This window comes from Gemmatimonadaceae bacterium (assembly GCA_020851035.1).
In the GTDB taxonomy this organism is placed as follows: Bacteria; Gemmatimonadota; Gemmatimonadetes; order Gemmatimonadales; family Gemmatimonadaceae; genus JACMLX01.
In genome coordinates, this window is the sequence record JADZDM010000023.1 from 183,508 (window position 1) to 202,636 (window position 19,129).

Genomic DNA, 19,129 nt, shown 5'->3' on the forward strand with positions numbered 1-19,129 from the left:
TTGTTGACGATGCCGGCAAAGCCCGACCCCGCGACCAACCGGCACCACGACCCAGTTCAGCGTGACCAGATCACGACGCTCCCGCATCCGTTCTGCTCACGGAACTGCGGCGGCACCGTCATCGCCGGGTAGACCTCGATGCCGATCAGGTCGGCCGGTCGCACGTAGCCATCGATGTCCAGCGCGCTCAGGCCGCGCATGAGCATGCCATTCACGAACACCGACGCCCGACATTCACCTGCGATCACGTCGCGCATCCCGATGAATTCCTCACCGCTCGTGTCGCGCTCGAGCCAGACACCGGGGATGGTCCGGAACAGGTCCGAGGTGACGAGCGGGTTGCGCCGCTGCACGTCCTCGCTGCCGATGACCCGGCCGGTGCCCGACGAGCGGCGACGCTGCGCGAACTCCTGCTGCCGCAGGTTGCCACCGCGCATCGCCGTCACGCGCACGGTGTCCAGCACCGCCTTCAGCGTCACCATCGCGACACGCACCGGCGCGGCGCCATCGACCACGTCCACCGGCATCAGCACCGGGAATCGCGCCACCGCCCGCACCTCCAGCATGCGTGTGCCGGTCGGCGCGCCCGTCAGCACCCAGCGCCCGGTCGCATCGCTGCGCGTCTGCGGACCGTTCACGATGCCCACGCGCGCACCGACCAGCGGCTCGCCGCCCAGCGCCGAGACCACGATGCCGCTCAAGCGACCATCACCGCTGCGCCGTAGGCCACGTGAGCGTGACGACGAGTCCACCGGCGCCGCCGCACTGTCCTGGCCGGCGACGACCGCGGTGCCGAAATACAGGTCGCGTCGCAGGAAGCCGCTGGCCGGCACCTCGAGCTCCAGCGCCTCGGTGCTGTCGGCGCCGTGCGACGCCCAGAGCAGGATCGTGCCGGCACTCGGCGCGCCGCAGACGGCATACCACCCCGTCTCCTGCGCCATCGCCGAGCGGTGCGCGACACTTCGATGGATCGAGCCACGCTCGAGTGTCAACTCGATCCACTGCGCCCGCACGGCGGCCGAGTCCACCGCGGCGCCGCGCGGTGCCATGCGCGCATACCCGATGATCAGCGCATCGCCGCGGGACACCGCGTCGGCGCCGCAGAGTGCGGTGCGCAGCTTCGTCGGCGACGGGATGGAGATATCCGCACGGAGCGCCGCGATGCCGTCCGACGAGACCTCGCGCGGATTCGGCTCGAGCCCCAGCGAGTCCAGCATCGGATGCAGGAAGCCGAGCAGGTACCGTCCGCGCGGCACGGCCGTGAACAGGAATCGTCCTGCAGAGTCGCTGGTCATCGTGCGCACCGACGCGTCGGCATTGTCCGCGTCGACGAGCTGCACCATGGCACCGCCAAGCGGTGCCTGCGCCAGGCTGTCGAACACGACTCCGCTCACCGAGCCACCCGCGCTGCCGCCGGCGAGCCGCACCACCTGCGCGGGCACGGCCGTCACGAGCGCGACGGCGACCGCCGTGACGGCAGCCACCCGTCCACTCCAATCACGTGGGCGGATCATGTGGGAAAGCATGGCCCTGGCACGATACCACCGCAAGCCTCGCCGCCGGGGGCGCTGCCCGCGAGTGCCGTGCCCGAACCTGCACCCGGCACAGGTGCCGTCATCTGCTGTCCCTACGCCGCCAGCACGCTCCAGCCGAGCATCACCCCGACCACCAGGCTGGCAGTGGCCGCCGCCACGCGAATGCTCATGCCCCAGTGCGTGCTCCTCGCGACCGCGAGGCCGGCGAGCCCGCTGACGATCAGCGACACCACGCTCATGCCACCGATGGTGCCGATGCCGAACGCCGCGAGGTAGCCGAACTGCGCGCGCACCGAGGCCGTGGCCGCCACCAGCAGCACGATCACCGCGCCGCTGCCCGCCAGACCGTGCGCGATGCCGAAGCCGAACGCGCCCCGGGCGCTGCGGATGCGCTCGGGATGCACGTGTGCCACATGCGCATGGTGCGCCGCCGCATGCGCGTCACCCAGCCTGGCGCGGTGCCGGCGCGCCTCGGCCCACAGCGTCGAGAGGCCGAGCGCGATGAGCATCGCGGCCACCAGCAGCTCGAAGGTGGAGTAGAACGCCGGTGGAACACGGATGCCCAGCACCGCGATGAGGACCGTCACGACGGCCACGCTGGCCGTGTGCCCCGCCCCCCACGCCAGCCCCAGCGCAGCCGAGGAGCGCCAGCCGCGCTCACGGGTCGCGAACATGCTCACGGCCGCGAGATGATCGGGCTCGAAGGCGTGGCGGAAGCCGACCAGGAACCCGATCCCGGTGAATGCCAGGAAGCCGAACGTCACGACGCCCCCGCCGCCGCGACCATCACCTGGCCCAGCGCGAGGCCGCCATCGTTCGGGGGAACCAGTCGGTGTGTCAGCACGGTGAATCCGAAGTGCCGCAGGCGGCGCGCGGCGAGGGTGAGCAGGAGCACGTTCTGGAACACCCCGCCGGTGAGCCCGACGACGCCTGTCCCGTGCGACTCGCGCACGCGTCGCGCGACGGCAACGATAACGTCCGCCAGCGCGCTGTGCACATCCAGCGCGATGCTGCGACGGTCACGGCCTTGCGCAACGTCCTGCGCGAGCTCGCGCCAGAAGTCGCCAAGCGTGAGCTGCACCGCGCCGCCGCCGGCGTCATCGAGGGCGATGACATAACGGCAGCTGAAGCCGATCGGTGCCCGCTTCGCCAGCGCCTCGAACTCGATCGCCGCCTGGCCCTCGTACGTGACCGATTGGCGGCCACCGGCGAGCGCCGCGCAGGCATCCAGCAGGCGGCCCGCCGACGACGTCAGGTGCGTGCGCACGCCCGTCGCCAGCTGCGTACGGAGCACCCGCACGGCCTCCCCGCGCAACGCCTGCATCGGCGCCAGCGCCTCGTGCCACGGCACGCCGGCCGCGTGCAGGTGCGCCAGCGCGAGCCGCGCCGGCTGGCGCACCGCGGCGTCACCCCCGGCGAGCTGGATCGGCGCGAGATGCGCGACCCGCTCGAACCCGTCGTAGTCCGCCAGCAGGAACTCCCCGCCCCAGATCGTGCCATCGGTGCCGTAGCCGGAGCCGTCGAACGCGACACCGAGCAGGCGCGTGTCACCGCGCAAGCCATGTTCCGCCATCAGCGCCGCCACGTGGGCATGGTGGTGCTGCACCCGTCGCAGCCGCAGTCCGCGCTCGGCGGCGAAGCGCGAGGCCCAGACGGTGCTGCGGTACGCCGGGCTCAGGTCCGCCGCCACCACCTGCGGCCGCACGCCGAAAAGCGGCATCAGGTGCGACACCGTGCGCGTCATCGCACGCTCGGTCTCGAGGTTCTCCACGTCACCGATGTGCGGAGACAGGAACGCATACGCGTCACGCGCCAGGCACACCGTGGCCTTCAGCTCACCACCCACCGCCAGCACCGGCACCACGGCGTGCGGAAGCGAGACGGGATACGGCGCATAGCCACGCGATCGCCGGATCGGCAGCTCGGCACCGAGGGCGATGCGGATCACGGAATCGTCGGCCGGTGCGTGGATCGGGCGGTCGTGGAACAACAGCCCGTCCACCAGGCCGGCCAGGCGCACCAAGGCGTCGGCCGGCTGGTACGCGATCGGTTCGTCGGCGAGGTTGCCGGAGGTCATCACCAGCGGACCGACCTCGCTCAGCAGGTGATGCAGCGGCGAGTAGGCGAGCATCAGGCCGACCGAGTCCTGCCCTGGGGCGACCGACGCGGCGAGTGTCGTGTCGGCCCTGGGCGCCAGCAGCACGATCGGGTGCGCTGGCGCGCCGAGCAGCGCCTCCTCGGCCTCGGTCATGAGCGCCACGTCACGCGCCATCGCCAGGTCGCGCACCAGGACGGCCAGCGGCTTGTCCGGCCGATGCTTCCGCGCGCGAAGCAACGACACCGCGCCCTCGTCATCCGCACGGCAGGCGAGGTGAAACCCGCCCACGCCCTGCACCCCCACCACCTGTCCGCATCGCAGCGCGTCGATCGCCACCGCGAGCGCCTCCGCGCCGCGGCGGGACGTCACGCCGCTGGTCCCGTCGCACCAGGCGAGCTGCGGCCCGCAAGCGGGGCAGGCGTTCGGCTGCGCATGGTGCCGGCGGTTGGCAGGATCACCGTACTCCGCGGCACAGGCGGCGCACATCGTGAATGGCGCCATGGTGGTGGCCGGCCGGTCGTACGGCAGCGCGGTCACGATGGTGTAGCGGGGGCCGCAGTTCGTGCAGTTGATGAACGGGTAGCGATGCCGCCGGTCGGCGGGATCGTGCAGCTCGCGGAGGCAATCGCGACAGGTGGCGACGTCGGGCTGGACCGGCGTGACCCGCGTGGCGTCGTGTCGGCTCTGCACGATCGCGAAGCCGGCGGCGCCGGTGGTCGCGATCTGCGCCGACTCGACCGACTCCACCCGGGCCAGCGGTGGCGCCTCGAGCGTGAGGGCCTGCAGGAAGGCCTCGACCTGGCTCTCCCCCCCTTCGACCTCGATGAACACGCCGTCCGAATCGTTGCCGACGAGCCCGGCGAGGCCCAGCCGGCTGGCGAGCGCGTGCACGAATGGCCGGAAGCCCACCCCCTGGACCCCTCCGCGCACGCGCACGGCCCACCGTGCGAACGGGGCGACCTCCGGGGCAGGGGCAGACATGGGCAGAGTCTGGGGAGAGGGGAAACCGGCAGGAATAGCAACTTCACGCTATAACACGCCGCCGTGCAGGCACGTACCGTAGCTCACCATCGCAGGCATCCCGCGGCAAGCACGGAGAGACAACCATGGCGTTCGCGTTGGCAGACGGGAACACGGAACGGCAGGAGCAGCTGCTCGCACGCCTGTCCGATCCCCAGACGATGGAGTCGATCAACAAGCTGCTGGACCGACTGGACATCGTCGTGTTCGCCGTCGAGGCCCTGAACGGTTTCCTCGGCCGCGCCGACACGATCGCCGACAACGTCTCCGCCTCGGTGGGCGACCTCCGGACGCTGATGACGGAGTCCGGGACCTCGGGACTGATGGAGAAGCTGCCGCAGCTGGCGAAGGCCGGCGCCCAGGTGGCCGACATCTCCGCCACGCCGGCGTTCCAGCGACTGGCCGCGTCGGGACTCATCGAGCAGCTCGGCGAGGAGAAGACGATCGAGAACCTCCGAGCGCTGATCGGGAAGCTGGAGATGGCCGCGTTCGCGCTCGAGTCCGTGGACGGCTTCCTCCGCCGCGGTGACGACATCGCCGAAGGGCTCGCCGAGGGGGTGAACGACCTTCGGAAGACGGCCCCCGAGCTCAACGTGGTCGAGCTGCGCCGCACGCTGGAGTCACTGCCGAGACTGGTGCAGGCCGGCAACGAGCTCGTGGAGTCGAAGATCCTCGACTCCCTGCCGACGCTGGTGAAGGCAGGCAACGAGCTGGTGGACTCGAAGATCCTCGACTCCGTGCCGACGCTGGTGAACGCCGGCAATGAACTGGTCTCGTCGGGCCTGCTCGACCCGGTGGTGGTCCGGCAGCTCGCCGAGGTGGGCCATGTGTTCGCCTCGGCGTACAACACCGCCAAGGAGACCCAGCCGAAGCAGCATGGCACCATCGGCCTGGCCATGAAGCTCCGCGATCCCGACATCAACCGGGCGTTCAACTTCGCATTGCGCCTCGCGAAGGCCTTCGGCCAGAACCTGGAAAAATAGGAGTCGATGCACGAACTCGGGCTGGCCCGCGGCATCGTCGACCTGGCGCATGCCGCGGCAACGGAGGCTGGGGCACCGCGGGTCACGGCGGTGCACGTGCAGGTGGGGCGCATGGCCGGGGTCGAGGCCGGCGCCCTGCTCTTTTCGTTCGACATCGCTGCCGAGGGCAGCCTGGCGGAGGGCGCCCGCCTCGTCATCGAGGACGTGCCGGTGGCAATCTGGTGTCCGCGGTGCAATGCTGAACAGGAGCTGCAGGGCATTCAGCGGTTCCGGTGTCCGGTCTGTGACACCCCGAGCGGTGACATCCGTCGCGGCCGGGAGCTGGCAGTCTCCTCCATCGAGGTCGAGTCGTGACGAGCACGCGCATCGTCGAGGTCCGCGCCGGGATCCTGAAGAAGAACGACGAGCTGGCGCGCGCGCTGCGGCTGCGGTTCGAGGCCTCGGGCGTGTACGTGGTGAACCTCGTGTCGAGCCCGGGCACCGGGAAGACGGCGCTGCTGGAGCGCACCATGCGGGAGCTGATCGCCGACGGGGCGCGCGTGGCCTGCCTGGTGGGTGACCTGGAGACCGACAATGACGCCGTGCGCCTGGCCCGGAGCGGTGCCACGGTGCGGCAGATCAACACGCACGGCCGCTGTCACCTCGAGGCGGAGATGCTCGAGTCGTTCCTCGACGGGTGGGACCTGGCCACCCTGGACTACCTGTTCATCGAGAACGTCGGGAATCTCGTCTGCCCCAGCAGCTACGACCTGGGTGAGGCCTCGCGCGTGGTGCTGCTCTCGGTGACCGAGGGGGAGGACAAGCCGCTGAAGTATCCCGTGATCTTCAACTCCGCCGACATGGCGGTGATCACGAAGATGGACCTCGCGGCGCCGTGCGATTTCGACCCCGAGGCGGCGCATGCCGCGATCCAGTCGGTGCGGCCGGGCATGCAGATCATCGAGGTGTCCTCGAAGAGTGGGGCAGGCATGCAGTCCTGGCTGACCGCGCTGGCCTCCGGCCGTCGCCGCGCCACGGCTGCATATCACGGCGCGTGACGGCGATCCGGGCCGAGCCGGGGATGCGCATTCCGCTGTCGGCCACGGATCCGGCCCTGTCACAGGCCCCGACGGCCGTGATCGAGGCGTTGCACGACTGCGCCAACGCGATGATGCAGGAGCCGGATGCTGCCGAGCTGGCCGGCAGCCTCGCGCTCGCCCTCGCGCGCACCTTCCGCGCCGAGGAGGTGATCGTGGTGGCGGTGGTGGACAGCGCGATCACCCGGTGCTCCCGCGTCGTTCGGCATCAGGTGGTGGAAGGGTGGCGTCCCGATGCGGCCTGGCTGGCGTTCTTCGACTGGCTGGTGCAGCGGCGCGCGCCGTGCCTCATGCCGTCGGACGAGCCGTTCATCCCCCCCGCGCCACCGATGCCGTGGGAGACCCTGCTGGCGGTGCCCGCTCTCCATCATCAGGGGCACCCGGTGGCGCTGTTGCTGGTCGGCAACCGGCGCAGTGCGGGACGGCTGGGTGTGCCGGACCTGCGCGTGCTGGAGACCATCGCGCACCAGGCCGCGGTGGCGTTCGACCGGGCGCAGATGCTCGGGCAGCTCGACAGCTGGGCGCGCGGCCTCGAGGCGCTGTTCCAGTTCAGCGCCGCCGTGGGCCACGAGCGCGACCCGGTGGTGCTGGTGCGCGACATGGCCGAGCATGCAGCGCGCCTGCTGAAGGCGGATGGCGGCCAGGGGGGCCTGGCCGTGCCCGACGAGGTCACCGGCGACGTGGTGATGGAATCGCGCGCGTACTGGAGTGACGGCCGCTGGATCACGCAGACGCGGCGCTGGCCGCGCTCGCGGGGCATTCCCGGCACGGTCCTCGAGACCGAGTTCCCGTACCTCGCCGCCGACTATCCCACCGACCCGGCGCGTGACGACGACGCGACCGACGTGGCCTACGCCATCGCGGTCCCGATCAAGAATCCGAGCGACGAGGTGCTCGGCTTCTTCGAGCTGCACCGTCGCGCCGACAACGGGGCCTTCAGCTGGCAGGATGCCGCGTTCCTGGAGTCGGTGGCGAACATGACCGCCGTCTCGATCGAGAATGCGCGCCTGAACGCGGCGCTCGCACTCAAGACTGACGAGGTGCGCGCGCTCTCGGCCCGCCACGTGACGCGGCTGGAGCAGGAGCGGCAGCACATCGCGCGGGAGCTGCACGACGAGGCCGGCCAGGCGCTGGTGGGGGTGAAGCTCTCGCTGCAGGCGATGAGCCGCCTGGTGCCGGGCGAGGTGCCGGCGCTGCGGGAGCAGCTCACGCACCTGCGCAGCCAGGTGAACGAGGCGGCGACGCGGCTGAAGGTCCTGGCGCGGCACCTCCGTCCGCCGACGCTGGACCGGCTCGGCCTGGACATGGCACTGCAGCAGCTCGCGAGCGAGAGCGGGGAGCACTACGGATTCGAGGTGCGCCTGCTCACGCACCGGCTCGGCGGGCGGCTGCCGGAGGAACTCGAGACCGCGCTGTTCCGCGTGACCCAGGAGGCGCTGACGAACGTGGCGGCGCACGCCGAGGCACTGCTGGTGGAGATCCACGTGGAGGTGCAGGACGAGCGTGTCACGCTCTGCATCTCGGATGACGGCGCCGGGTTCGACCCCCTGGCGCGCTCGGCGGGACTCGGGTTGCTGGGGATGCATGAGCGCGTCGCGATGCTGGGCGGCACGTTCGGCGTCACCTCCGCGCCCGGGGACGGCACGACGATCCGCGTCACGGTACCGCTCGCATGATGCCGCGCCACAGCGTCCTGCTGGTCGACGACCACGCACTGGTCCGCCGCGGCCTGGCCTCGCTGCTGGCCAGCGACGGCCGCTACACCGTGGTGGGTGAGGCGAGCAACGGGGAGGCGGCGCTCGAGCTGATCGCCCGGCACCGCCCCTCGCTGGTGCTGCTGGACCTGTCGATGCCCAAGCTCGACGGGCTCGGTACCCTGCGCCGGCTGCGGAAGGTGCCGCGCCGGCCACGGGTGCTCGTGCTGTCGATGTACGACGACGACCAGTTCGTCGCGCAGGCGCTCAGCGACGGGGCCGACGGCTACCTGCTGAAGGATGCGATGGATGACGAGCTGTTCGAGGCGATGGACGCCGTGGTGGCCGGCCAGCGCTACCTGGCGGCCGGGATCAACCAGGTCCGGATCGGCAACGTCTCGATCCAGTCCAGCGACCTCACGTCGCGCGAGCGCGAGGTGCTGCAGCTCATCGCGGACGGACAGACCACGTCGCAGGCCGCGGAGACGCTGGCGATCTCGCCGCACACGGCCACGCGGCACCGCGCGAACCTGATGCGCAAGCTGGGGGTGCACAACCAGGCCGAGCTGGTGCGGACGGCGGTCCAGCGCGGGCTGATCATCCTCGGGCGGTCGCGCAGCGACCGGGAGTAGGTCGCCGGGCGGGCCTGGCCGCGGTTTCGCGCCCCCTAGCCAGAACATGCTATTGCTGGCATCTGCGCGCGGGCCGATTGTCCTGCCGCACAAGGCAGGCAGTTCAACTCGCGGGCTCGGGAGAGGGCGCAATGGCGACCGTGCTGTGGCTGCAGGGCGGAGCGTGTTCCGGTAACACGATGTCGTTTCTGAATGCCGAGGAACCGACTGCGGTCGACCTCGTGACGGACTTCGGTGTCGACATCCTGTGGCACCCCTCGATCGGCATGGAGATGGGCGAGAACGCACAGCGCCTCTTCCACGACCTGGCCTCGGGGAAGCGACAGCTCGACATCTTCGTGTTCGAGGGGACGGTGATCCTCGGCCCCAACGGGACGGGGCGGTTCAACATGTTCGCCGACCGCCCGATGAAGGACTGGGTGGCCGAGCTGGCCGCACAGGCCGGGGCGGTGGTGGCGATCGGTGACTGCGCCTGCTGGGGCGGCATCCCGGCCACCGAGCCGAACCCGGTGGACAACGTCGGCCTGCAGTACCTGAAGCGGAAGCAGGGTGGCTTCCTCGGCGCCGGTTTCGTGTCGAAGTGGGGGCTGCCGGTGATCAACATCCCGGGCTGCCCGGCGCACCCGGACTGGATCACGCAGATCCTGGTGGCGATCGCCGCCGGCCGCGCCGGCGACATCGCACTCGACGAGCTGCAGCGCCCGCAGACCTTCTTCAAGACGTTCACGCAGACCGGCTGCACCCGTGTGCAGTACTTCGAGTACAAGCAGAGCACCGTGGAATTCGGCCAGGGCACGCGCCAGGGCTGCCTGTTCTACGAGATGGGGTGCCGCGGTCCCATGACGCGTTCCCCCTGCAACCGCATCCTCTGGAACCGGCAGAGCTCCAAGACGCGCGCCGGCATGCCCTGCACCGGCTGCACCGAGCCCGAGTTCCCGTTCCACGAGCTCAAGCCCGGCACGGTGTTCAAGACGCAGAAGATCAGCGGGACCATCCCGAAGGAAGTGCCGACCGGGTCCGACCACGTGTCGTACATGGCCCACGCCGCCGCCGCCCGCGTGGCCGCGCCGAAGTGGTCGAAAGAAGACATGTTCGTCGTCTGATCCATCCATCCATACCGGAGCACACACACAGTGGCCACGTCAACACTGCCCATGCCGGACACGATGCGCATCAGCCCGCTCGGACGCGTCGAGGGTGACCTCGACCTGCGCGTCACGCTGCGGGATGGTGTCGTCACGGATGCGTGGACGGAAGCATCGATGTTCCGCGGGTTCGAGATCATCCTCCGCGGCAAGGATCCGCAGGCCGGCCTGATCGTGACGCCGCGCATCTGCGGCATCTGCGGCGGCTCGCACCTGTACAAGGCCTGCTACGCCCTCGACACCGCCTGGCGCACGCACGTGCCGCGCAACGCGACGCTGATCCGCAACATCGCGCAGGCCTGCGAGACGCTCCTCAGCATCCCGCGCTGGTTCTACGCGCTGTTCGCGATCGACCTCACCAACAAGAACTACGCGCACCTCCCCGAGTACGACGAGGTGGTGCGCCGCTTTGCCCCGTTCGTCGGCACCAGCTACGAGCCCGGCGTCACGCTCTCGGCCAAGCCGGTCGAGATCTACGCGCTGTTCGGCGGGCAGTGGCCGCACTCGAGCTTCATGATCCCCGGCGGCGTGATGTGCGCCCCCACGCTCTCCGACGTGACGCGTGCGATTGCCATCCTCGACCACTGGAAGCGGGAGTGGCTGGAGAAGCAGTGGCTGGGCTGCTCGGTGGAGCGGTGGATGCAGATCAAGAGCTGGAACGACCTGCTGGTGTGGGCCGACGAGAACGACAGCCAGCGCAACTCCGACTGCGGCCTCTTCCTGCGCTTCGCGCTGCGCGCCGGGCTGGACAAGTTCGGCCAGGGCTGCGGCTCGTTCATCTCCACCGGCACGTTCTTCCAGCCGGAGCTCTACGAGAACCCGACCGTCGAGGGTCGCAACGCCGCCCTCATCAGCCGCTCGGGCATCTACGACGGTGGCAAGCGCGCGTTCCACGAGTTCGACCACCTGAACGTGCGTGAGGACATCACGAACTCGTTCTACCGCGGCCAGAGCCTGCTGCACCCGTGGCAGGGCGAGACCGACCCGATCGACCCGCTGGACGGCCACAAGCAGGGCAAGTACTCGTGGGCCAAGTCGCCGCGCTACAACGTGCCCGGCACCGGTGCCATGCCACTCGAGGCCGGCCCGCTGTCTCGCCAGGTCATGGCCGGCCAGCCCGGCACCGGCGGCCCGGGTGACCACGACCCGTTCATGCTCGACGCCATCCAGACCGTCGGCCCGAGCGTGCTCACGCGCGTGATGGCCCGCATGCACGAGGCACCGAAGTACTCGATGTGGGTGCGCCAGTGGCTGGACCAGCTCGACCTGCACGACAAGTTCTACACCAAGCCGACCGAGCACACCGAATGCCGCGGCTTCGGCTCGACCGAGGCGGCCCGCGGCGCCCTCTCCGACTGGATCGTGATCAGCAACGGCCGCATCGAGAACTACCAGGTGATCACGCCGACGGCCTGGAACATCGGCCCGCGCGACGGCACCGGCACCAACGGCCCGATGGAGCAGGCCTTCATCGGCACCGAGATCACCGATCCTACCGACCCGGTCGAGATGGGGATCGTCGCCCGCTCGTTCGACTCGTGCCTGGTGTGCACCGTCCACGCCTACGACGAGAAGACCGGCAAGGAGCTCTCGAGCTTCCGCATCGGCGAGATGGGATGACAGGAATCACGCGTGCGGCAGTGGCGCGTGAGCAGGATGTGGCGGGCACCGAGTCGGACGATGCGCCCGAGATGCGAGACGTGAGGAGCGAGCGTAGCAGCGCGACGGTCGCGACGAGCAACGAAGCAGATCGGGATGCAGCGTCCGACGAATGCCGCCAACAGACTGTTCACGCGACGCTGGCACACGACGCGTCGGGCCCGGTGAACTTCGCCGGGCCCGTTCGCACGTTGATCATCGGGTGTGGAAACATCCTGCGCGGCGACGATGCCGTGGGCCCGGTGTTCGTGCGCCACCTCTGGGAACGCGGGCTCCCCGACGGCGTGCGCTGCGCCGACGGCGGCACCGGCGGCATGGATGTGGCCTTCCAGATGCGCGGCGTGCCGCACGTCATCCTCGTCGATGCCTGCCGCAGCGGCTCGGAACCGGGGGCGCTGTTCAAGCTCCCCGGCACCGAGGTGGAACACCTCCCGCCACTCGCAGGCATCAACCTGCACGCATTCCGCTGGGACCACGCCCTGGCCTTCGCGCGCTGGCTGCTCAAGGACGACTACCCGCAGTCGATCACGGTCTACCTCATCGAGGGCGAGCACTTCACCGTCGGCGAGGCACTCTCTCCCGCCGTCGAGACCGCGATGCACACGCTGGCCGACCTGCTGCTCGCCGAGCTGCACCACGATGCGGCGTGAGGTCGAGTTCACCGACCATGGCTACCTCGTGCTGCAGGCCGAGGTGGCGCAGGAGTTCTTCCCGTTCGACGTGCTGGTCGCGCTGCGCCGCGGACCGGAGCTCTGGCTCCTGCCCACGCGGGGCGCCGCCGCCGGCGGGTTGATCCTCAAGCAGCGCAACCTGCGCGGCGACCGCAGCGTGCTGGTGCGCGAGACACTCGACGACGCCGTGCCGGTGGGCACCCGCCCCGCATTCTGGGACGCAGCCAACGGCGCCCTCCGCGTTGCGCTGGCGGAGTCCGATGCCTGAGCGTCACTTTGCCTCCGATGCGATCGACGTGCGGGCCGTGATCACGGAGGAGCAGGGCCGCTGGGTGCTGGTGCTCGAAGTCCTGATGGTCCCTGACCGGCCGGACCACGTCATCCGCCACCGGATCGCCGACTACGCCACGCGCGAGCGGGCCGAGGTGGCCGCGAAGTGGACCGTGAACGCCGCCAACCGAACCTTTCCGCACCCCCGCGAGAGACCCTGATGCCGCAGACGATCACCACGCCGCAGCCCCTCGGCATCTTCCCGTATCCGGCTGGCCTGCTGGTGCTGCCGCCCTGCGCCGATGCCGGTGCCGACCTCGCCCGCGCCACGCTGATGCGCGGCGCCGTGCCCGGGACGGTGCCCGCCGCGTGGCAGTTCTTCCACGATGCGCTGCACGGCCGGACCGGCGACGCCATCGCAGCCCTGCGTGACGACACCACCCCGCTCGCCGGCTACAACCGCTTCGTGCTCGACGGCGACGAGGCCGGGTGCCAGGCCGCGCTGCGCGACGGCAGCGAGACCCTCCGCACGCTCACGACCATGGCGATGTTCATCCAGGGCGCCAGCGACACCCTGCCCGGCGACACGAGCCTGCAGGGCGAGCTGCGCGCCAACCTGCTGATGGCCCGCGCTGCCGCCGAGATGGATGCCGGTCGCGACGACGCCGCCGCGGCACTGCTCACGGAGGGCGTCGCGGCGTGTCGCGCCACGTCACCCGTGCTCGCTGCGCAGCTCACCGCCCAGCTCGCGCAGGTGCATGCCACCCTCGCCGGCGCGTCAGTGCCGCAGGTCGTCACGCTCTGGCGCAGCGCGATCGCGCTGGCCGGCGATTCGCCCCTCCCGCACCTGCGCGGTGACCTGCGCATCGGCCTCGCCATCACCCTGCACGAGGCCTCGGGCGACCGCCGCGAGATGCTGGTGGAGGCGGTGAAGACCTACCAGGACGCACTGCACCACGGGATCACGCTCGAGGACACCCCCGAGACCTTCGCGATGGCCCAGAACAACATCGGCCTCGCCTACCTCTCCATGCCGATGACCGACGCCGGCGACAAGCTGCGGCATGCGGTGGCCGTGCAGAGCTTCCGTGAGGCGCTGAAGGTCTACACACCGGAGACGCACCTCGAGGCGTGGACCAGCACCATGCTCAACATGGCCAACGCCCTGCAGTACCTGCCCTCCGCGCGCCCCGAGGAGCACCTGGTGCAGGCGGTGGAGACGTACGAGCAGCTGCTCGCGGTGCGCAACAAGGCGATCGATCCGCTGGGCTACGCCCGCCTGCTCGCCAACCAGGCCAACGCCCTCGCGCACCTCGGCATGTTCCAGCCGGCGACGGAGAAGTTCACCGAGGCGCACAAGCTGCTGCACTGGCACGGGGAGGCCGGGCTCGCGGCCACCATCCTCGAGCAGCTCGAGCGCATCAACGCGCAGCTGGCGAGCGTCGGCACCGATGCGGATGCCGATGCCACCGGCGGAGGCGACGCCTGATGGACCTGCATGCGCGCCAGCAATTCGACTTCTTCTTCAACGCCGCGATCGAGCGCTTCGTCGACCGCATCGAGCAGCGGTGCGGTGGACCCGTGCCGGCGCTGGAGCGGCTGCGCACCGACCCGAACGGCGAGGGCGTGTGGCTGGACGAGTTCACCGCCGCCCTCTTCCGCGACTTCCTGCTCGACAACGCCGCCGGCTCGGCGTTCGTGCTGCAGGCCCTGTCGAAGCGGCCGGCCGCGCCGGTGATCACCGACGGCATGACGGTGGAGGCAGCCCTTGGCGCGCTGGCCCGCAACGCCTTCGCCTCGGTGCTGCGCATCAAGACCGACGAGCAGCTCGAGCAGCGCCTCGCGTTCCAGGTGGTGGACGAATGAGCACCGGGACCAGCACCGCGACCCCGCCGGTCAGCGCGCCCGTCGCGCCCGAGACCGAGCTCGCCCGGCGCGCCAAGGCCGTCGAGGCCGCGCTGACCGAGGTGAAGGGCATGCCGATCGACCACCGCACGCGCGCCACCGCGCTCAAGGATGCGGTCGAGGCGTTCCACACGGCGGGGCTCACGCAGATCGTGCGCACGCTGAAGGCCGACCCGCGCGGCAAGGAACTGCTGCTGGAGATGGTGGACGACCCGAGCATCTACGCGCTCTTCGCGATGCACGGCATCGTGCGGGCCGACCTGCGCACCCGCGTGGCCCGCGTGGTCGAGACGGTGCGGCCGTACACCCAGTCGCACGGCGGCGACGTGGAGCTGGTGGACGTCCGCGACGGCATCGTCTACGTGCGGATGGCCGGCGCCTGCAACGGCTGCAGCATGAGCGCCGTCACCCTGCGCAACGGCGTCGAGGAGGCGCTGCGGGAGCAGTGTCCCGAAGTCACGGCGATCGAGGTGGTGCCGACCGAGCCGGCGCCCGCCGCCGTCCCGCTGGTGTCGATTCAGCGCGGTGGGGCGAACGCCGGCTGGCTCGAGGGCCCGTCCCTCGACGACCTCGTCGAGGGCAAGCCGTTCCGGATGGAAATGCAGGACGGCAGGAGCCTCGTGCTGCTGCGCTTCGGGGAGCAGGTGTCGGCCTTCCACAACGAGTGCGCCCACCAGGGCCTGCCGATCGACGGTGGCATGGTGGATGCCGAGGCACGCACCATCACCTGCCCGTGGCACGGGTTCCGCTTCGACTGCACGACCGGTGAATGCCTCACCGCGCCGCAGGCGCAGCTCGAGCAGGTGCCGCTGCGGCTGGATGGCGGCCGCGTGCTGGTGCGTCCTTCGTGAAGCCGATCGCGCGACTCGGCGCCGCCTCGCCCTTCGGCCTCGCGCTGCCCTCGGCCCAGCCGACGGCGTCGCAGATGTACGGGCCACGCGGCGTCTGGTTCGATGACGAGATGCTGGTGGTCGCCGACAGCGGCAACCACCGGGTGCTGATCTGGCACGGCATCCCCTCCACCGATGGCAGTGATGCCGACGTGGTGCTGGGTCAGCCCGACTTCACCAGCGAGGGTCCGCGCGAGGCGGCGCACGGACTGCACCTCCCCACCGGCGTGCTGGTGGTGGAGGGCAACCTCTGCGTGGCCGACGCGTGGCACCACCGCGTGCTGGTGTGGGATGGCGTGCCCAGGTCGTCGGATGTCGCGCCGGCGTACGTCATCGGCCAGCAGACGATGGCCGACGGCCTCCCGAACCGTGGCGGTGATGTCACCGATGCTGGCCTGTACTGGCCATACGGCATCGGCTGGCACGCCGGCACGTTCTGGATCGCCGACACCGGCAACCGGCGCGTGCTGGGCTACCGCGGGCTTCCGACCCCCGACCAGCCCCCGGAGATCGTGCTCGGCCAGGCCGACTTCAGCAGCAACGCCGAGAACCGCGGTGCCGACGTGAGCGCCGGTTCGTTTCGCTGGCCCCACGCGATCACCGGCATCGGTGACGCGCTCTACGTGGCCGACGCGGGGAACCATCGCGTGCTGGGGTGGTCACCGCTGCCGGTGTCCGACGGCCCCGCCACGATGGTGATCGGCCAGCCCGACTTCACGTCGAACACCGAGCTGCCGCACCGGAAGCAGGGAGCGCACCGCATGCGCTTCCCGTACGGGATCGCCAGTGACGGCGACCTGCTCGCCGTGGGCGACACCGCCAACAACCGCGTGCTGTTCTTTCCCGCACCGCCGCCGCACGGAGCCGGTGTACCGGCCGCCGCGGTGATCGGGCAGGCCGACTTCGATGCCGCCGGCGAGAACCGCTGGAAGGCCGTGGCCGACGACACCCTCTGCTGGCCGTACGGGCTCTGGATGCATGGCGGCCGCCTCGCCATCGCCGATTCCGGCAACAACCGCGTGATGCTCTGGGCCACCGCCGGCATCACGGCCGACCTCCTCACCACGAGCTGACCATGTGCCTCGCCGTCCCCGGACAGATCGTCGACATCTTCGAAGCCCATGGCACCCGCATGGCGAAGCTCGACTTCGGCGGGATCCAGAAGCAGGTGTGCCTGGCCTACCTCCCCGACGCGGTGGTGGGCGACTACGCCATCGTGCACGTGGGCTTCGCCATCAGCCGCATCGACGAGGCCTCGGCGCAGGAGACGCTGCGCCAGTTCCGCGAGCTCGGCATCCTCGAGGAGGAGCTGGGCGAGGCCACGCCTGAGCAGTACGCCGCACCGCACGGCGAGAGCTGTGACGTGGTGGCGCCATGAAGTACCTGGCCGAGTTCCGCGATGGTGACATCGCGCAGAAGCTCGCCGCCGACATCCGCGCCATCACCACCCGGCCCTGGGCGATCATGGAGGTGTGTGGCGGCCAGACGCACAGCATCCTGCGCAACGGCATCGACCAGCTCCTGCCGCCCGAGGTGGAGCTGATCCACGGCCCCGGCTGCCCGGTGTGCGTCACGCCGCTCGACATGATCGACAAGGCGCTCGCCATCGCCGCGCTCCCCGGCGTGATCTTCACCAGCTTCGGTGACATGCTGCGCGTGCCCGGCAGCGAGAAGGACCTCTTCCGGGTGAAGAGCGAGGGGGGCGACGTGCGCATCGTCTACTCCCCGCTGGACGCGGTGCAGATCGCGCGCGAGAACCCGGCGAAGCAGGTCGTGTTCTTCGGCATCGGCTTCGAGACCACTGCACCGGCCAACGCGATGGCGGTGCACCTGGCGAAGCGTGAGGGGCTCGGCAACTTCTCGATGCTGGTGTCGCACGTGCTGGTGCCACCCGCCATCGATGCGATCATGTCGGCGCCGGGGAACCGCGTGCAGGCGTTCCTCGCCGCCGGCCATGTCTGCAGCGTGATGGGCTTCTGGCAGTACCCGCCACTGGCCACGCGGCACGCGGTGCCGATCGTGATCACCGGCTTCGAGCCGCTGGACGTGCTGGAGGGGATCCGCCGCACCGTGCAGTGCCTCGAGACCGCCGACTACCGTGTCGACAACGCGTACGCCCGCGTGGTGACCTTCGACGGCAATGCGCCGGCGCAGGCGCTGCTGGCGGAGGTGTTCACGGTCACCGACCGTGCCTGGCGCGGCATCGGCGTGATCCCGGCCAGCGGCTGGCGCCTCAGCGACGCGTACGCAGACTATGATGCCGAGCATCGCTTCGACGTCGGCGCGATCCGCACCGTGGAGTCGGCCCTCTGCCGGGCCGGCGAGGTGCTGCAGGGTTCGATCAAGCCGAGCCAGTGTGAGGCCTTCGGCACGCAGTGCACGCCGCGCACCCCGCTCGGCGCCACGATGGTGTCCAGTGAAGGTGCCTGTGCCGCTTACTTCAACTACGGCCGCTTCCATACCCTCGAACGTGCGACCGTTGGCTGACGCCCCGCTCAGCGGCACCTGGAGCTGTCCGCTCCCGCTGCGCGACTACCCGACCATCGTGATCGGCCACGGCGGGGGAGGGCAGCTCGGCAACGAGCTGGTCGAGCACCTGTTCAAGCCGGCGTTCAGCAACGACGCACTGGACCGGATGGCCGACAGCACCGTGCTCGCGCTGCCTCCCGGCCGCATCGCGTACTCCACCGACAGCTTCGTGGTGCGTCCGCTGGAGTTTCCCGGCGGCAGCATCGGTGCCCTGGCCGTGAACGGCACCGTGAACGACCTCGCGATGAGCGGGGCCAGGCCGCTGTATCTCAGCGCCGGCTTCATCCTCGAGGAGGGGCTGCCGATGGCGGTGCTCGGCCGCATCGTGACCGACATGGCCGCCGCCGCACGCGAGGCGGGGGTGCGCATCGTGACCGGGGACACCAAGGTCGTCGAGCGCGGGCATGGCGACGGGTGCTACATCAACACCTCGGGCCTCGGCGTGATCGCCGACGGCATCGACATCGCGCCGCAGCGGGCAGAGGTGGGTGACGTGGTGCTGGTGAGCGGCACCATCGGCGACCATGGCATGGCGATCATGAGTGTGCGCGAGGGCCTCGAGTTCGACACCACCATCGTGAGCGACTGCGCCTCCCTCGCCTCGCTGGTGGCGGACATGCTCGCGGTCACCCCGGACATCCACGTGCTGCGCGACCCGACGCGCGGCGGGCTGGCCTCCTCGCTGAACGAGATCGCGGCGGCGTCCGGTGTCGGCATCGTGATCCGCGAGTCGGCGCTGCCGGTGCTGCCGCAGGTGGCGTCGGCCTGCGAGATCCTCGGCATGGATCCCGTGTTCGTCGCCAACGAGGGGAAACTGCTGGCGATCGTCCCGCCGCAGCATGCGATGGACATGCTGGCCGCGATGCGCGCACACCCGCGTGGCGCCAACGCCGCCATCATCGGCGAGGTGACGGCGTCGCACCCGGGGATGCTGGTGGCCCGCACGGCGATCGGGGCGCAGCGGGTGATCGCGATGCAGCTCGGGGAGCAGCTGCCGCGGATCTGCTGAGGCACGGCGCGGC

General features: G+C 70.4%; 20 protein-coding genes. 17 read left to right on the forward strand and 3 right to left on the reverse strand.

Features of this window, described 5'->3' with window-relative positions; all coding sequences use genetic code 11:
- Positions 1–56 precede the first annotated feature (56 nt).
- From IT355_16270 to hypF, 3 genes are all read right to left on the reverse strand, one after another.
- The gene (locus IT355_16270; protein ID MCC7054828.1) at positions 57–1,514 is read right to left on the reverse strand and encodes a carboxypeptidase regulatory-like domain-containing protein; all 1,458 of its coding nucleotides are present in this window, start codon (positions 1,512–1,514) and stop codon (positions 57–59) included.
- 113 nt (positions 1,515–1,627) lie between these two features.
- A complete protein-coding gene (locus IT355_16275) occupies positions 1,628–2,299 on the reverse strand; it encodes a hypothetical protein (protein ID MCC7054829.1) in 672 nt (223 codons plus the stop codon).
- Positions 2,296–4,614 carry a carbamoyltransferase HypF gene (hypF, locus tag IT355_16280; protein MCC7054830.1) on the reverse strand — a complete coding sequence of 773 codons (2,319 nt, stop codon included), beginning with the start codon at positions 4,612–4,614 and terminating at the stop codon, positions 2,296–2,298. Before hypF ends, IT355_16275 begins: the two co-directional genes overlap by 4 nt.
- 125 nt (positions 4,615–4,739) lie before the next feature.
- On the opposite strand from hypF, the gene IT355_16285 reads away from it, so the two are divergent.
- The 17 genes from IT355_16285 to hypE all read left to right on the forward strand — a co-directional run bounded on the left by IT355_16285 (position 4,740) and on the right by hypE (position 19,116).
- A complete protein-coding gene (locus tag IT355_16285) occupies positions 4,740–5,636 on the forward strand; it encodes a DUF1641 domain-containing protein (protein ID MCC7054831.1) in 897 nt (298 codons plus the stop codon).
- A 6-nt stretch (positions 5,637–5,642) separates the two neighbouring features.
- Positions 5,643–5,990 (forward strand): hydrogenase maturation nickel metallochaperone HypA, encoded by a 348-nt coding sequence (gene hypA, locus IT355_16290; protein ID MCC7054832.1) that lies wholly within the window; start codon positions 5,643–5,645, stop codon positions 5,988–5,990.
- Positions 5,987–6,673 carry a hydrogenase nickel incorporation protein HypB gene (gene hypB, locus IT355_16295; protein MCC7054833.1) on the forward strand — a complete coding sequence of 229 codons (687 nt, stop codon included), beginning with the start codon at positions 5,987–5,989 and terminating at the stop codon, positions 6,671–6,673. The genes hypA and hypB overlap by 4 nt, the downstream gene beginning before the upstream one ends.
- Positions 6,670–8,388 carry a GAF domain-containing sensor histidine kinase gene (locus tag IT355_16300; protein ID MCC7054834.1) on the forward strand — a complete coding sequence of 573 codons (1,719 nt, stop codon included), beginning with the start codon at positions 6,670–6,672 and terminating at the stop codon, positions 8,386–8,388. The genes hypB and IT355_16300 overlap by 4 nt, the downstream gene beginning before the upstream one ends.
- On the forward strand, positions 8,385–9,038 hold the full coding sequence (locus IT355_16305; GenBank protein ID MCC7054835.1) for a response regulator transcription factor: 654 nt from the start codon (positions 8,385–8,387) through the stop codon (positions 9,036–9,038). Before IT355_16300 ends, IT355_16305 begins: the two co-directional genes overlap by 4 nt.
- 131 nt (positions 9,039–9,169) lie before the next feature.
- The gene (locus IT355_16310) at positions 9,170–10,141 is read left to right on the forward strand and encodes a hydrogenase (GenBank protein ID MCC7054836.1); all 972 of its coding nucleotides are present in this window, start codon (positions 9,170–9,172) and stop codon (positions 10,139–10,141) included.
- A gap of 51 nt (positions 10,142–10,192) precedes the next feature.
- A complete protein-coding gene (locus IT355_16315) occupies positions 10,193–11,803 on the forward strand; it encodes a nickel-dependent hydrogenase large subunit (protein MCC7054837.1) in 1,611 nt (536 codons plus the stop codon).
- A 71-nt stretch (positions 11,804–11,874) separates the two neighbouring features.
- Positions 11,875–12,492 carry a hydrogenase maturation protease gene (locus IT355_16320; protein ID MCC7054838.1) on the forward strand — a complete coding sequence of 206 codons (618 nt, stop codon included), beginning with the start codon at positions 11,875–11,877 and terminating at the stop codon, positions 12,490–12,492.
- Positions 12,482–12,781 carry a hydrogenase maturation protease gene (locus tag IT355_16325; protein MCC7054839.1) on the forward strand — a complete coding sequence of 100 codons (300 nt, stop codon included), beginning with the start codon at positions 12,482–12,484 and terminating at the stop codon, positions 12,779–12,781. Before IT355_16320 ends, IT355_16325 begins: the two co-directional genes overlap by 11 nt.
- The gene (locus tag IT355_16330; protein MCC7054840.1) at positions 12,774–13,004 is read left to right on the forward strand and encodes a hypothetical protein; all 231 of its coding nucleotides are present in this window, start codon (positions 12,774–12,776) and stop codon (positions 13,002–13,004) included. The genes IT355_16325 and IT355_16330 overlap by 8 nt, the downstream gene beginning before the upstream one ends.
- A complete protein-coding gene (locus tag IT355_16335; protein MCC7054841.1) occupies positions 13,004–14,272 on the forward strand; it encodes a hypothetical protein in 1,269 nt (422 codons plus the stop codon). The genes IT355_16330 and IT355_16335 overlap by 1 nt, the downstream gene beginning before the upstream one ends.
- Positions 14,272–14,649 (forward strand): hypothetical protein, encoded by a 378-nt coding sequence (locus IT355_16340; protein MCC7054842.1) that lies wholly within the window; start codon positions 14,272–14,274, stop codon positions 14,647–14,649. Before IT355_16335 ends, IT355_16340 begins: the two co-directional genes overlap by 1 nt.
- Positions 14,646–15,539 (forward strand): NifU family protein, encoded by an 894-nt coding sequence (locus IT355_16345; protein MCC7054843.1) that lies wholly within the window; start codon positions 14,646–14,648, stop codon positions 15,537–15,539. Before IT355_16340 ends, IT355_16345 begins: the two co-directional genes overlap by 4 nt.
- Positions 15,536–16,651 carry an NHL repeat-containing protein gene (locus IT355_16350; GenBank protein MCC7054844.1) on the forward strand — a complete coding sequence of 372 codons (1,116 nt, stop codon included), beginning with the start codon at positions 15,536–15,538 and terminating at the stop codon, positions 16,649–16,651. The genes IT355_16345 and IT355_16350 overlap by 4 nt, the downstream gene beginning before the upstream one ends.
- Before the next feature lie 2 nt (positions 16,652–16,653).
- The gene (locus IT355_16355; GenBank protein MCC7054845.1) at positions 16,654–16,956 is read left to right on the forward strand and encodes a HypC/HybG/HupF family hydrogenase formation chaperone; all 303 of its coding nucleotides are present in this window, start codon (positions 16,654–16,656) and stop codon (positions 16,954–16,956) included.
- On the forward strand, positions 16,953–18,065 hold the full coding sequence (gene hypD, locus IT355_16360; GenBank protein MCC7054846.1) for a hydrogenase formation protein HypD: 1,113 nt from the start codon (positions 16,953–16,955) through the stop codon (positions 18,063–18,065). Before IT355_16355 ends, hypD begins: the two co-directional genes overlap by 4 nt.
- The gene (gene hypE / locus IT355_16365) at positions 18,037–19,116 is read left to right on the forward strand and encodes a hydrogenase expression/formation protein HypE (GenBank protein ID MCC7054847.1); all 1,080 of its coding nucleotides are present in this window, start codon (positions 18,037–18,039) and stop codon (positions 19,114–19,116) included. Before hypD ends, hypE begins: the two co-directional genes overlap by 29 nt.
- Positions 19,117–19,129 lie beyond the last annotated feature (13 nt).

What these genes read in the sequence shown, in the direction of transcription:
- IT355_16270 (MCC7054828.1), bottom strand. Translation starts at nt 1,514, where the DNA reads ATGATCCGCCCACGTGATTGGAGTGGACGGGTGGCTGCCGTCACGGCG.
- hypF (MCC7054830.1), bottom strand. Translation starts at nt 4,614, where the DNA reads ATGTCTGCCCCTGCCCCGGAGGTCGCCCCGTTCGCACGGTGGGCCGTG.
- IT355_16285 (MCC7054831.1), top strand. Translation starts at nt 4,740, where the DNA reads ATGGCGTTCGCGTTGGCAGACGGGAACACGGAACGGCAGGAGCAGCTG.
- hypA (MCC7054832.1), top strand. Translation starts at nt 5,643, where the DNA reads ATGCACGAACTCGGGCTGGCCCGCGGCATCGTCGACCTGGCGCATGCC.
- IT355_16305 (MCC7054835.1), top strand. Translation starts at nt 8,385, where the DNA reads ATGATGCCGCGCCACAGCGTCCTGCTGGTCGACGACCACGCACTGGTC.
- IT355_16310 (MCC7054836.1), top strand. Translation starts at nt 9,170, where the DNA reads ATGGCGACCGTGCTGTGGCTGCAGGGCGGAGCGTGTTCCGGTAACACG.
- IT355_16315 (MCC7054837.1), top strand. Translation starts at nt 10,193, where the DNA reads ATGCCGGACACGATGCGCATCAGCCCGCTCGGACGCGTCGAGGGTGAC.
- IT355_16320 (MCC7054838.1), top strand. Translation starts at nt 11,875, where the DNA reads ATGCGAGACGTGAGGAGCGAGCGTAGCAGCGCGACGGTCGCGACGAGC.
- IT355_16325 (MCC7054839.1), top strand. Translation starts at nt 12,482, where the DNA reads ATGCGGCGTGAGGTCGAGTTCACCGACCATGGCTACCTCGTGCTGCAG.
- IT355_16330 (MCC7054840.1), top strand. Translation starts at nt 12,774, where the DNA reads ATGCCTGAGCGTCACTTTGCCTCCGATGCGATCGACGTGCGGGCCGTG.
- IT355_16335 (MCC7054841.1), top strand. Translation starts at nt 13,004, where the DNA reads ATGCCGCAGACGATCACCACGCCGCAGCCCCTCGGCATCTTCCCGTAT.
- IT355_16340 (MCC7054842.1), top strand. Translation starts at nt 14,272, where the DNA reads ATGGACCTGCATGCGCGCCAGCAATTCGACTTCTTCTTCAACGCCGCG.
- IT355_16345 (MCC7054843.1), top strand. Translation starts at nt 14,646, where the DNA reads ATGAGCACCGGGACCAGCACCGCGACCCCGCCGGTCAGCGCGCCCGTC.
- IT355_16355 (MCC7054845.1), top strand. Translation starts at nt 16,654, where the DNA reads ATGTGCCTCGCCGTCCCCGGACAGATCGTCGACATCTTCGAAGCCCAT.
- hypD (MCC7054846.1), top strand. Translation starts at nt 16,953, where the DNA reads ATGAAGTACCTGGCCGAGTTCCGCGATGGTGACATCGCGCAGAAGCTC.